Source organism: Kluyvera georgiana, from assembly GCF_050990895.1.
Lineage (GTDB): Bacteria > Pseudomonadota > Gammaproteobacteria > Enterobacterales > Enterobacteriaceae > Kluyvera > Kluyvera georgiana.
In genome coordinates this window covers 961,037-973,313 of the sequence record NZ_CP158865.1, presented here as the reverse complement: position 1 = coordinate 973,313, position 12,277 = coordinate 961,037, and the positions used below count along the sequence as shown (strand labels likewise).

The 12,277-nt window shown below is 56.2% G+C and carries 12 protein-coding genes; 7 read left to right on the top strand and 5 right to left on the bottom strand.

Going from position 1 to position 12,277, the window contains the following annotated elements; genetic code table 11:
• The first annotated feature begins 60 nt into the window (after nt 1-60).
• The 5 genes from queF (at nt 61) to xni (ending at nt 6,468) form a co-directional block, all read left to right on the top strand.
• Nucleotides 61-906 carry an NADPH-dependent 7-cyano-7-deazaguanine reductase QueF gene (queF, locus tag ABTW00_RS04690; protein WP_271447413.1) on the top strand — a complete coding sequence of 282 codons (846 nt, stop codon included), beginning with the start codon at nt 61-63 and terminating at the stop codon, nt 904-906.
• A 117-nt stretch (nt 907-1,023) separates the two neighbouring features.
• A complete protein-coding gene (ppnN, locus tag ABTW00_RS04685; RefSeq protein WP_064543065.1) occupies nt 1,024-2,388 on the top strand; it encodes a nucleotide 5'-monophosphate nucleosidase PpnN in 1,365 nt (454 codons plus the stop codon).
• A gap of 501 nt (nt 2,389-2,889) precedes the next feature.
• Nucleotides 2,890-4,179, top strand: coding sequence for an HAAAP family serine/threonine permease (locus ABTW00_RS04680; protein ID WP_065358091.1), 1,290 nt, complete (start codon nt 2,890-2,892; stop codon nt 4,177-4,179).
• 53 nt (nt 4,180-4,232) lie between these two features.
• Nucleotides 4,233-5,600 (top strand): L-serine ammonia-lyase, encoded by a 1,368-nt coding sequence (locus ABTW00_RS04675; protein ID WP_065358092.1) that lies wholly within the window; start codon nt 4,233-4,235, stop codon nt 5,598-5,600.
• 112 nt (nt 5,601-5,712) lie between these two features.
• Entirely contained in the window at nt 5,713-6,468 is a 756-nt protein-coding gene (gene xni, locus ABTW00_RS04670; RefSeq protein ID WP_433639171.1) for a flap endonuclease Xni, read from the top strand.
• Between the two features lie 116 nt (nt 6,469-6,584).
• On the opposite strand, the gene rlmM is transcribed toward xni, so the two are convergent.
• The 4 genes from rlmM to ABTW00_RS04650 all read right to left on the bottom strand — a co-directional run bounded on the left by rlmM (nt 6,585) and on the right by ABTW00_RS04650 (nt 9,593).
• Nucleotides 6,585-7,685 carry a 23S rRNA (cytidine(2498)-2'-O)-methyltransferase RlmM gene (rlmM, locus tag ABTW00_RS04665; RefSeq protein WP_065358093.1) on the bottom strand — a complete coding sequence of 367 codons (1,101 nt, stop codon included), beginning with the start codon at nt 7,683-7,685 and terminating at the stop codon, nt 6,585-6,587.
• Entirely contained in the window at nt 7,678-8,073 is a 396-nt protein-coding gene (locus ABTW00_RS04660) for a DUF423 domain-containing protein (RefSeq protein WP_049850475.1), read from the bottom strand. The genes rlmM and ABTW00_RS04660 overlap by 8 nt, the downstream gene beginning before the upstream one ends.
• A gap of 22 nt (nt 8,074-8,095) precedes the next feature.
• A complete protein-coding gene (gcvA, locus tag ABTW00_RS04655; RefSeq protein ID WP_064543054.1) occupies nt 8,096-9,013 on the bottom strand; it encodes a glycine cleavage system transcriptional regulator GcvA in 918 nt (305 codons plus the stop codon).
• A gap of 352 nt (nt 9,014-9,365) precedes the next feature.
• Complete coding sequence (locus ABTW00_RS04650; protein ID WP_065358094.1) at nt 9,366-9,593, bottom strand: YgdI/YgdR family lipoprotein; 228 nt, start codon at nt 9,591-9,593, stop codon at nt 9,366-9,368.
• Nucleotides 9,594-9,784: 191 nt separating this feature from the next.
• On the opposite strand from ABTW00_RS04650, the gene csdA reads away from it, so the two are divergent.
• Together csdA and csdE are read left to right on the top strand one after the other, a co-directional pair.
• Nucleotides 9,785-10,990, top strand: coding sequence for a cysteine desulfurase CsdA (gene csdA, locus ABTW00_RS04645; RefSeq protein ID WP_433639165.1), 1,206 nt, complete (start codon nt 9,785-9,787; stop codon nt 10,988-10,990).
• The gene (gene csdE, locus ABTW00_RS04640) at nt 10,990-11,439 is read left to right on the top strand and encodes a cysteine desulfurase sulfur acceptor subunit CsdE (protein WP_433639163.1); all 450 of its coding nucleotides are present in this window, start codon (nt 10,990-10,992) and stop codon (nt 11,437-11,439) included. The genes csdA and csdE overlap by 1 nt, the downstream gene beginning before the upstream one ends.
• On the opposite strand, the gene tcdA is transcribed toward csdE, so the two are convergent.
• Nucleotides 11,424-12,236 carry a tRNA cyclic N6-threonylcarbamoyladenosine(37) synthase TcdA gene (gene tcdA, locus ABTW00_RS04635; RefSeq protein WP_433639161.1) on the bottom strand — a complete coding sequence of 271 codons (813 nt, stop codon included), beginning with the start codon at nt 12,234-12,236 and terminating at the stop codon, nt 11,424-11,426. The genes csdE and tcdA overlap by 16 nt on opposite strands.
• Nucleotides 12,237-12,277 lie beyond the last annotated feature (41 nt).

Sequence of the window (12,277 nt, the reverse complement as noted above, 5' to 3'; positions counted from 1 at the left end):
TCTTCAGGTTAGCCAGGATACACTAGAAGCCATAGTGTACCTGCTTTATAACGGTGAAACATGTCTTCTTATGATAACCATCAGGCGCTTGCCGGCCTGACGCTCGGTAAAACCACAGATTACCGCGATACCTACGACGCCAGCCTGCTACAGGGCGTTCCGCGCAGCCTGAACCGCGATCCGCTCGGGCTGCATGCCGATTCCCTGCCTTTCCACGGCGCGGATATCTGGACGCTGTACGAGCTTTCCTGGCTCAACGCCAAAGGTCTGCCGCAGGTCGCGGTCGGCCACGTTGAGCTAAGCCACGCAACGGTGAACCTGGTGGAGTCAAAAAGCTTTAAGCTCTATCTCAACAGCTTCAATCAGACGCGTTTTGCCAGTTGGCAAGCCGTGCAAGAGACGCTGCAACGCGACCTGAGCGCCTGCGCCCAGGGCAACGTGACGGTGGCCCTGTATCGCCTCGATGAAATAGAAGGCCAGCCTATTGCCCATTTCCACGGCAGCTGTATTGATGACCAGGATATCGAGATTGATAACTACCAGTTCAACGCCGACTACCTCAACGGCGCAGCCGGCCAGAAGGTCGTGCAGGAAACGCTGGTCAGCCACCTGCTGAAATCAAACTGCCTGATCACCCACCAGCCGGACTGGGGGTCTGTACAAATTCAGTACCGTGGCCCGCAGATCGACAGGGAAAAGCTGCTGCGCTATCTGGTCTCTTTCCGCCATCACAACGAGTTCCACGAGCAGTGCGTCGAGCGTATCTTCAACGATATTCTGCGCTTCTGCGCGCCGGAGAGCCTGAGCGTTTACGCGCGATACACCCGCCGCGGCGGGCTGGATATCAACCCGTGGCGAGCAAACGGTGAATTTGTCCCGGCAATTGGCCGCCTGGTGCGTCAGTAAGCTGAACAATTTCTCAATAATGCGCACATTGTTCCGCGACTGAGGTTGTAGTAAACAAGCCAGCGAGGCTATTGTAATCACTAAGGAAGACGATTTTCGTCCCGTTAAGGAGTCCACTTGATTACACATATTAGCCCGCTTGGCTCAATGGATATGTTGTCGCAGCTGGAAGTCGACATGCTTAAACGCACGGCCAGCACCGACCTGTATCAATTGTTCCGCAACTGCTCATTGGCCGTACTGAACTCAGGCAGCCTGACCGATAACAGTAAAGAGCTGCTGTCCCGTTTCGAAAGCTTCGATATTAACGTGCTGCGTCGCGAACGCGGCGTTAAGCTTGAGCTGATTAATCCGCCGGAAGAGGCGTTCGTCGACGGGCGCATTATCCGCTCACTCCAGGCCAACCTGTTCGCCGTACTGCGCGATATTCTGTTCGTTTACGGGCAGATTCATAACACCGTACGTTTCCCGAATCTCGATCTGGAAAGCTCCACCCACATCACTAACCTGGTGTTCTCCATTCTGCGCAACGCCCGCGCGCTGCACGTGGGTGAAGCACCGAGCATGGTGGTGTGCTGGGGCGGTCACTCAATCAACGAAAACGAGTACCTCTACGCGCGTCGCGTAGGTAACCAGCTTGGCCTGCGTGAGTTGAACATCTGCACCGGCTGCGGTCCTGGCGCGATGGAAGCGCCAATGAAGGGCGCCGCGGTCGGCCATGCGCAGCAGCGCTACAAAGAAGGGCGCTTCATCGGCATGACCGAACCGTCGATTATTGCCGCTGAGCCGCCAAACCCACTGGTCAACGAGCTGATCATCATGCCGGATATCGAAAAACGCCTTGAAGCGTTTGTGCGTATCGCTCACGGCATCATTATTTTCCCGGGCGGCGTGGGAACGGCGGAAGAGTTGCTGTATCTGCTGGGTATCCTCATGAACCCGGCAAACAAAGACCAGGTGCTGCCGCTTATCCTCACCGGCCCGAAAGAGAGCGCCGACTACTTCCGCGTGCTCGACGAGTTCGTGGTGCATACGCTGGGCGAAGGCGCGCGTCGCCACTATAAGATCATCATTGATGATGAAGTGGAAGTGGCGCGCCAGATGAAAAAAGCGATGCCGCTGGTGAAAGAGAACCGCCGCGATACCGGCGACGCCTACAGCTTCAACTGGTCGATGCGCATTGCGCCGGACCTGCAGATGCCGTTTGAGCCGTCACACGAGAACATGGCCAACCTGAAGCTTTATCCGGATCAACCGGTTGAAGTACTGGCCGCAGACCTGCGCCGTGCCTTCTCAGGCATCGTGGCGGGCAACGTGAAGGAAGTAGGCATTCGTGCCATCGAAGAGTTCGGCCCGTACAAAATTCACGGCGATAAAGAGATGATGCGCCGCATGGACGAACTGCTACAGGGCTTCGTGGCGCAGCACCGCATGAAGCTGCCAGGTTCCGCCTACATCCCCTGCTACGAAATCTGCGCCTGACACTATTCGCAGCGTATTTCACTCCTCACCCGGCGGTCTTCACCGCCGGTTTTTCTCTCAAACCGCCCTCATAAATACCCTAATTCGCGCAGAGCCAATCGTTTGCGCGCTATATGCAACCGCATATTATTAGCAATAATTATGATTCGGCGCTAAAAAACGCCATTTCCATCATTTTTATCAGCAAAAACATCGTATTTACCCCTACCCCCATTTACCACACATACTGCGAATGCTAGCCTTCGCGACCATAAATTTTCGCTCAAAAGGTTATTACAGTAAAAAGACCTGCAATAACCCCAGCTAAAAGTGGATTATTACATTTGGGATCATGATCACTGATACATTTACCAGTTAAATGTACATTTGCGCTCGTCGAAAATGGTGTTGGGTAAAAATCACAAAAAAACCAACACTTCTAAAATTTAATATTACGTTTTTGTTTTTTTTCACTTTATTTGACTAAAAAATTAGCATTTTTCCTTCCTCCAGGAGATACAGATGGAAAACACTCAAACCAGCACGGTCGTCACAGCAGAATCTGCTAGCGGATGGCGCAAAACAGATACGATGTGGATGCTGGGTCTTTACGGCACTGCCATCGGCGCGGGCGTACTGTTCCTGCCGATCAACGCCGGCGTCGGCGGCATGATCCCGCTGATCATCATGGCTATCCTCGCCTTCCCGATGACCTTCTTCGCACACCGCGGCCTGACCCGCTTCGTGCTGTCCGGTAAAAACCCGGGCGAAGACATCACCGAAGTCGTTGAAGAGCACTTCGGCGTAGGCGCAGGTAAACTGATTACCCTGCTCTACTTCTTCGCTATCTACCCAATCCTGTTGGTGTACAGCGTCGCTATCACTAACACCGTGGAAAGCTTCCTGGCGCACCAGCTGCACATGACGCCGCCGCCGCGCGCTATCCTGTCGCTGATTCTGATCGTCGGCATGATGACTATCGTGCGCTTCGGTGAGCAGATGATCGTTAAAGCGATGAGCATCCTGGTATTCCCGTTCGTGGCGGCCCTGATGGTGCTGGCGCTGTACCTGATCCCGCAGTGGAGCGGCGCAGCACTGGAAACCCTGTCCTTCAGCAGCGCGGCCTCTACCGGCAACGGCCTGTGGATGACCCTGTGGCTGGCCATTCCGGTGATGGTGTTCTCCTTCAACCACTCGCCGATCATCTCTTCCTTCGCGGTGGCGAAGCGTGAAGAGTACGGTCAGGGCGCAGAGAAGAAGTGTTCCTCTATCCTGGCACGTGCCCACATCATGATGGTGCTGACCGTGATGTTCTTCGTCTTCAGCTGCGTACTGAGCCTGTCCCCGGCGGACCTGGCGGCGGCGAAAGAGCAAAACATCTCTATCCTGTCTTACCTGGCGAACCACTTTAACGCGCCGGTTATCGCCTGGATGGCACCGATTATCGCGATTATCGCTATCACCAAGTCCTTCCTGGGCCACTACCTGGGCGCACGTGAAGGCTTCAACGGGATGGTAATTAAGTCTCTGCGTAGCAAAGGCAAATCCATCGAAATCAACAAACTGAACAAAATCACTGCGCTGTTCATGCTGGTTACCACCTGGATTGTGGCAACCCTGAACCCGAGCATCCTGGGCATGATTGAAACCCTGGGCGGCCCGATCATCGCGATGATTCTGTTCCTGATGCCGATGTATGCAATTCAGAAAGTACCGGCAATGCGTAAGTACAGCGGTCACATCAGCAACGTCTTCGTTGTGCTGGTGGGTCTCATCGCTATCTCCGCAATCTCCTACTCTCTGTTTAGTTAATCCCCCTGCGCCGCCTTTCGGGGCGGCGCACCTCGATACACAATGGACGCCTCATGATTAGCGTATTCGATATTTTCAAAATCGGCATTGGTCCTTCCAGCTCACACACCGTCGGGCCAATGAAAGCAGGCAAACAATTCACGGACGACTTGATTGCGCGTGGGATCCTGACTGATATCACTCGCGTAGTCGTCGATGTTTACGGTTCACTCTCTCTGACCGGTAAAGGTCACCATACCGATATCGCCATTATTATGGGTCTGGCTGGAAACCTGCCGGATACGGTGGATATCGACGCCATTCCGGCGTTTATCCAGGACGTGAATACCCATGGCCGACTGATGCTGGCTAACGGTCAGCACGAAGTGGAATTCCCGGTTGATCAGTGCATGAACTTCCATGCCGACAACCTCTCGCTGCACGAAAACGGCATGCGTATTACCGCGTTGTCAGGTGACAAAGCCGTTTACAGTAAAACCTACTATTCCATCGGCGGCGGTTTTATCGTCGACGAAGAGCACTTCGGCCAACAGACTGAAGCGCCGGTTGCCGTGCCATACCCGTATAAAAGCGCCGCGGATTTACAGCGTCACTGCCAGGAAACCGGCCTGTCGCTGTCTGGCCTGATGATGCAGAACGAACTCGCGCTGCACAGCAAAGAAGAGCTGGAAAAGCACTTTGCTGACGTCTGGGCGGTGATGAAAGGCGGCATCGAGCACGGCACCACGACCGAAGGCGTATTGCCGGGCAAACTGCGCGTTCCACGTCGTGCCGCCGCGCTACGTCGTATGCTGGTCAGCCAGGACAAAATCAGCAGCGACCCGATGGCGGTAGTTGACTGGATTAACATGTTTGCGCTGGCGGTGAACGAAGAAAACGCCGCCGGTGGGCGCGTCGTCACCGCGCCCACCAACGGTGCCTGCGGTATCGTTCCGGCGGTGCTGGCTTACTACGACAAGTTTATCCGCGAAGTGAACGCCAACTCGCTGGCACGCTACATGCTGGTTGCCAGCGCGATTGGCTCACTCTACAAGATGAACGCCTCCATCTCCGGCGCTGAAGTGGGTTGCCAGGGGGAAGTGGGTGTCGCCTGTTCCATGGCGGCAGCGGGTCTGGCAGAGCTGCTGGGCGGTAGCCCGGCGCAGGTGTGCATTGCCGCGGAAATCGGCATGGAACATAACCTCGGCCTGACCTGTGACCCGGTTGCCGGTCAGGTTCAGGTGCCATGCATCGAGCGTAACGCCATTGCGTCGGTGAAAGCGGTTAACGCCGCGCGTATGGCCCTGCGCCGTACCAGCGTGCCGCGCGTGTGTCTCGATAAAGTTATCGAGACCATGTACGAAACCGGCAAAGACATGAACGCCAAATACCGCGAAACCTCTCGCGGCGGGCTGGCGATGAAAGTGGTAGCCTGCGACTAACGCACTTCAGAGGCCTCGTTTTGCGAGGCCTCTTCCCGTTTTATCCCCCGCCGATAGCCTCACCCGTCCCTGAATGTTACCCTTAGCGCCCAATCTGTTAGGGAGAACGCCCGTGGCCGTCCATTTGCTTATTGTTGACGCACTCAACTTAATCCGCCGTATTCATGCCGTTCAGGGTTCCCCCTGCGTAGAAACCTGTCAGCATGCGCTGGATCTGCTGATTGCGCACAGCCAGCCGACGCATGCGGTAGCGGTTTTTGACGATGAAGCACGCAACAGCGGCTGGCGGCATCAGCGACTCCCAGACTACAAGGCCGGTCGTCCACCTATGCCGGACGATCTTCATGCCGAAATGCCCGCCCTGCGCGCCGCCTTTGAGCTGCGCGGTGTACGCTGTTGGGAGTCCCAGGGTAACGAGGCTGACGATCTCGCGGCCACGCTGGCCGTGAAAGTCGCCAGCGCCGGGCATCAGGCGACCATCGTCTCGACGGATAAAGGCTACTGTCAGCTGCTGTCGCCCACGCTGCGCATTCGCGACTACTTCCAGAAACGCTGGCTGGACGTGCCGTTTATCGAAAAAGAGTTTGGCGTGCAGCCGCAGCAGCTACCCGACTACTGGGGGCTGGCGGGAATTAGCAGTTCGAAAGTACCTGGGGTCGCGGGAATTGGCCCCAAAAGCGCCACCCAACTGCTGACGCAGTTTCCCACGCTGGAAGCGCTGTACGAACATCTGGAAGAGGTGCCGGATAAGTGGCGGAAGAAACTGGAAGAACACCGGGAGATGGCGTTCTTGTGCCGGGATATCGCGCGCCTGCAAACCGATTTGCATCTTGATGGCAATTTGCAGCAGCTCAGACTTAACAGATAGCATCATGACGTAGGCCGGATAAGGCAAAGCCGCCATCCGGCAGTTCTGAGCACCTTGCCGGATGGCGGCTTTGCCTTATCCGGCCGACAAATCACATTCGACCGGACTATGCGTTATTAACGCTCGTCGCGACGCCCACCGACCGCCGCCCACAGGCGACGCACGTGTACGGTCACTTCTTCACGATCGTGATACAGCTGGCGCGCCTGCATCTGCGCGTTAATACCGTGCTCGTCCAGCTTCGCCTGGATGTGCGCCAGATTCTGCGACAGCTCTTCATAACGCTTTTTCATCGGCAGCTTCAGATTGAAGATGGTCTCACGGCACCAACCATTAACCAGCCATTCCGCCATCAGCGCGGCGACCTTCGCCGGTTTCTCCACCATATCGCACACCATCCACGAGATGTTGTTGCGGGTAGGGCGGTAGCGGAAACCGTCTTCGCGCAGCCAGGTCACCTGGCCGGTGTCCATCAGGCTCTGCGCCATCGGGCCGTTATCCACTGAGGAAACCCACATGTTGCGCTTCACCAGCTGATAGGTCCAGCCGCCCGGACAGGCGCCCAGGTCAACCGCGTACATGCCGTTTGCCAGACGCTCGTCCCACTCGTCGGCGGGAATAAAGACGTGAAATGCCTCTTCCAGCTTCAGCGTAGAGCGGCTTGGCGCGTCGGCCGGAAACTTCAGGCGCGGAATGCCCATATAGAACGGCGAGTTGTTGGTGCTATACGAATACCCGGTATAGCAGCAGCCCGGCGCGATAAAGAACACGTGCACCACCGGACGTTTGGTGGTCTCGTACGGCGCCAGCACTTTCGCCTCACGCAGCGCCGCGCGCAGCGGCACGGTCAACTTGCGGCAGAACTTCATCAGCTCTTTGCTTTCGTTGGTATCCGCCACTTCAACGCGCAGATCGCCGCCCTTCTCCACTACGCCTTGCAGCATGCCGACGATCGGCGTGACGCGGTCTTCCGGCGGTAAATCTTTCAACAGCTCGCCGACGACGATCATCTGGCGAGCAAAGATGAGCGAGCTAAACGGCAGCTCGCGCGCCAGCTTATCGGCGTCGCCATCCTGATAGCATTCGAAAATCACATAGCCCGAGTTATCTTTTACGCGCGCGAAGCCAAACACCTCACGACGCCCGGCCTTATCGGTAATTTCCGCAGCACACTCTTTCTCAAACCCAGGGCGGCAATACAGCACAACCTTATTCATGAACAACACCCTTACGCTTAAGTCGAATGGCACCAATTAACATCAACACCCAACCGGCGAGGAAGCTGACGCCGCCCACCGGGGTAACAAACGCCCACAGGCGTAAATGAGAGAGCGCCAGGCAGTACAGGCTACCGCTGAACAGCACGGTACCCAGCGCCAGAAAAACGCTGCTCCAGTAGAACCAGATACTAATGCGGCGCTGCATCGCCACCGCCAGGCCAAAAATCGCCAGCGTGTGAAACGCCTGGTACTCCAGACCGGTCTGGATCCAGCCCATTTCAACAACGCCCAACGATTTACTCAGCACGTGCGCGCCAAATGCGCCCAGTGCGACAAAGATAAAACCGCTGATAGCGGCAAAAATCAGCATAAAACGGCTGGTCATGATGGTATTACCCTAAATTCATTTATTGTTCGTAACGAAAACGAAAAGTTTCTTGCTCATGGGCCGCTTTCGCCAGAATCCACTGACGAAAGGCCGCTATTTTACCCAGTTCTGCCTGACTGTCATGACAAACCAGATAAAACGCATTCTTACTGACCAGAACATCATTAAATGGGCACACCAGACGGCCTGCCTCAATCTCTGACTGCGCCATCACGTTGTTGGCAAGCGCAATCCCCTGTCCGTGGATGGCAGCCTGTAGCACCATGGCGCTATGGCTGAAGATAGGTCCCTGTTGTACGTTAATATGGGTGAGCCCCAGCTGGCGCGTATACGTTTGCCAGTCGCGGCGGGAAGCATCGTGCAGCAGCGTATGTTTGGCTAAATCGGCGGGGGTTTTCAGCGCTTTATCGCCGGTCAGCAGCAGAGGAGAGCAAACCGGGAGTAAATACTCCGCGTACAGTTTTTCAACGCGTAACCCCGGCCAGTTGCCGCGACCGTAAAAAATAGCGACGTCGACATCGTCGGCCAGCTTATCTTCCTGACGGTCCACCGCCTGGATTCTGACGTCGATTCCCGGATAAGCTGAGTTAAAGCTTGAGAGGCGCGGCACCAGCCATTGAATCGCAAAACTGGGCAATAAACTGACGGTAAGCGCCCCTTTCGCGCTGCGTGCCTGTAGTTTACGCGTTGCCTCTGTTAATTGCGAAAAGATCTCTTTGATATCCTGAAAATAGCTCTGCCCCTCTTCGGTCAGCAGCAACGAACGATTGCGCCGACGGAACAGCTTCAACCCCAAAAAATCCTCAAGAGACTTGATTTGATGGCTTACTGCGGCCTGCGTCACAAAAAGCTCATCGGCCGCGCGGGTGAAACTTAAATGGCGTGCGGCTGCATCAAATACACGTAATGCATTAAGAGGTGGCAAACGCTTTGACATGGTCCCAGAACCCAATTGTTAATTGAATTTAACAAATAGGAAACAACAGTTAACCTATTAGTTTTTTTTATCTGAGCCATTATAATTTGTCCGTTGAGCTTCTACCAGCAAATACCTATGATGGCGGCACTTCCTGAGCCGGAACGAGAAGCTTTTTTTGGAATGCGTGTTCTGAAGGGCTTTTGGCTTACGGTTGTGATGTTGTGTTGTTGTGTTTGCAATTGGTCTGCAATTCAGATCACGGTAGCAAGGCTACCCTTTTTCACTTCCTGTACATTTACCCTGTCTGTCCATAGTGATTAATGTAGCACCGCCTAATTGCGGTGCTTTTTTTTGCCTGCGATTCGGCGCGCTATTTCTCCAGCGCCACCATCTCTTTCACATCGCTATGGTTGATTTGCTGTTCAACGCCGTTGGCATCGGTGTAAGAAATCATACCGGTGTCTTTATCAGTCTGCGGTTTCCCCTCGGAAACAATGCTACGACCATCGTTGGTGTGCATCACGTAGTTTGGGCCAGAACAGGCGCTCAGGGCAAACGTCAGCATACAGGCAGAAATCATTGCGGCAGTCTTTTTCATCTTCTTCTCCTTTAGCGATTTATGCTATTTAAAGCTCATTTCATAACAGGCCAAAATATTTGCCTAACGTTATTTAGCATAAGACACTGGTCGGATAGCGCCAGGAGAACCAGACGATTCCGAGGATTGGCACAAACCTTGTATCAATGCTCATTTTGCGCCACGATCGGTTGATTGAACCGAGGAATACCATGAACGCTTTCAACCCCGCGCAGTTTCGCGCGCAATTTCCCGCCCTGCACGATGCCGGGGTTTACCTTGATAGCGCCGCCACAGCGTTAAAACCACAGGCGGTGATCGAGGCGACAAATCAGTTCTACTCGCTAAGCGCGGGGAACGTCCATCGCAGCCAGTTCGCCGAAGCCCAGCGCCTGACCGCGCGCTACGAGGCCGCGCGCGATCAGGTCGCCCGCTGGCTGAACGCCCCTCGCGGTAAAGACATCGTCTGGACGCGCGGCACGACAGAAGCCATCAATATGGTGGCCCAGTGCTACGCGCGCCCTCGCCTGCGGCCGGGCGACGAAATTATCGTCAGCACCGCCGAGCACCATGCTAACCTGGTGCCATGGCTGATGGTCGCGGAGCAGACTGGCGCGAAGGTGGTGCAACTGCCTCTTGGCGCTAACCACCTGCCGGACGTCGAACAGCTCACCACGTTGATGACCTCACGCAGCCGCATTCTGGCGCTGGGGCAAATGTCGAACGTCACCGGCGGCTGTCCGGATCTGGCGCGCGCGATTACTCTCGCCCATCAGGCCGGTATGGTGGTGATGGTCGACGGCGCACAGGGCGCGGTGCACTTCCCGGCAGACGTGCAGGCGCTGGACATCGATTTCTATGCCTTTTCCGGCCATAAGCTCTACGGGCCGACCGGCATTGGCGCACTTTATGGCAAGAGCGAGCTGCTGGATGCCATGGCTCCGTGGCTGGGCGGCGGCAAAATGATTAGCGAAGTGACCTTCGACGGCTTTACCACCCAACCGGTGCCGTACCGCCTGGAGGCGGGTACGCCAAACGTCGCGGGCGTCATTGGCCTGAGCGCGGCGCTGGAATGGCTGTCCGAGGTGGATATGGTGCAGGCCGAATCCTGGAGTCGGGGCTTAGCGACGCTGGCGGAAGATGAGCTGGCAAAACGTCCGGGGTTTCGATCCTTCCGCTGCCAGGACTCCAGCCTGTTAGCCTTTGATTTTGCAGGTGTTCATCACAGCGACATGGTGACGCTACTGGCGGAATACGGTATTGCCCTGCGCGCCGGCCAGCACTGCGCCCAGCCACTGCTGGCGGCACTGGGCGTTAGCGGCACGCTGCGCGCCTCGTTCGCCCCCTATAATACGCAAGACGATGTACACGCGCTGGTCAACGCCGTTGACCAGGCGCTCAAACTTCTGGTGGATTAATGACGACTCCTTTGCTCGCCGGACACCCGTTCGGCACCACCGTAACGCCCGAGGCATTACGGCAACTGTTTGGCGCACTTAGCCAGTGGGAAGATAAATACCGGCAGCTGATTCTGCTGGGCAAACAACTCCCCTCGCTGTCGGACGATCTCAAAGCGCAGGCCAAAGAGATTGCCGGCTGCGAAAACCGCGTCTGGCTGGGCTACTCGCTGGAGGCTGACGGAACGCTGCATTTCTTTGGCGATAGCGAAGGCAGGATCGTGCGCGGCCTGCTGGCGGTGCTGCTGACCGCCGCGGAAGGCAAACGCCCGGAAGCGATTCTGGCTACCAGCCCGCTCGACTTTTTCGATGAACTCGGGTTACGCGGCCAGTTGAGCGCCTCACGTAGTCAGGGCCTGTCGGCCCTGAATGACGCCATGATTGATGCCGCGCGTCAGGCGCTGGCCTGACGCTCCGCTTTCGCCAGCATCTTCTTCAACGCATGGGATACCGCGACAAAACCGAAGGTCGCGGTGACCATCGTCGCCGCGCCAAAGCCTGAGGCGCAGTCCATCCGTTTTGGCCCTTCAGCGGTACTTTTCATCGCACACACGGAACCGTCGGACTGCGGGTAGACCAGCGCCTCGGTGGAAAAGACGCAGTCCACGCCCAGCTTACCTTTGCTGTTCTTCACCACGCCAAAATCGCTTTTCAGCCGTTCACGCAGCTTGGCCGCCAGCGGATCCTGGATGGTTTTCGCCAGATCGCTCACCTGGATCTGCGTCGGGTCGATTTGCCCGCCCGCGCCGCCGGTCGTGATCAACGGCACTTTATAGCGACGACAGTAAGCAATCAACGCGGCCTTCGGGCGCACGCTATCGATAGCGTCCACCACGTAGCTGTAGCCCACGCCCAGATATGCCGCGACGTTATCCGGAGTCACAAAGTCGTCAATGACGGTCACACGGCATTCGGGATTAATCAGGCGAATACGTTCAGCCATCACTTCAGCCTTCGCCATGCCAACGTTGCCGCCCAGCGCATGAATCTGGCGATTGGTGTTGGTCACGCACACGTCATCCATATCAATCAGCGTGATAGCGCCGATACCGGTACGGGCCAGCGCTTCCGCCGCCCAGCTGCCCACGCCGCCAATCCCAACCACGCAAACGTGCGCATCGGCAAACACCTGCAGCGCCTTTTCGCCGTATAAACGAGCCGTGCCGCCAAAACGCTGGCGCCAGGCGTCACTGATAACCACAGACATAGAACCTCAGAGTTAAAAACAAAAAGAGCGGACAATGCCGC

Bases quoted from the DNA above. Each gene is read 5' to 3' on its own strand.
- csdA (WP_433639165.1), top strand. From the start codon at position 9,785: ATGAACGCTTTCAACCCCGCGCAGTTTCGCGCGCAATTTCCCGCCCTG.
- gcvA (WP_064543054.1), bottom strand. From the start codon at position 9,013: ATGTCAAAGCGTTTGCCACCTCTTAATGCATTACGTGTATTTGATGCA.
- ABTW00_RS04660 (WP_049850475.1), bottom strand. From the start codon at position 8,073: ATGACCAGCCGTTTTATGCTGATTTTTGCCGCTATCAGCGGTTTTATC.
- queF (WP_271447413.1), top strand. From the start codon at position 61: ATGTCTTCTTATGATAACCATCAGGCGCTTGCCGGCCTGACGCTCGGT.
- ABTW00_RS04650 (WP_065358094.1), bottom strand. From the start codon at position 9,593: ATGAAAAAGACTGCCGCAATGATTTCTGCCTGTATGCTGACGTTTGCC.
- rlmM (WP_065358093.1), bottom strand. From the start codon at position 7,685: ATGAATAAGGTTGTGCTGTATTGCCGCCCTGGGTTTGAGAAAGAGTGT.
- ABTW00_RS04680 (WP_065358091.1), top strand. From the start codon at position 2,890: ATGGAAAACACTCAAACCAGCACGGTCGTCACAGCAGAATCTGCTAGC.
- tcdA (WP_433639161.1), bottom strand. From the start codon at position 12,236: ATGTCTGTGGTTATCAGTGACGCCTGGCGCCAGCGTTTTGGCGGCACG.
- csdE (WP_433639163.1), top strand. From the start codon at position 10,990: ATGACGACTCCTTTGCTCGCCGGACACCCGTTCGGCACCACCGTAACG.
- ABTW00_RS04675 (WP_065358092.1), top strand. From the start codon at position 4,233: ATGATTAGCGTATTCGATATTTTCAAAATCGGCATTGGTCCTTCCAGC.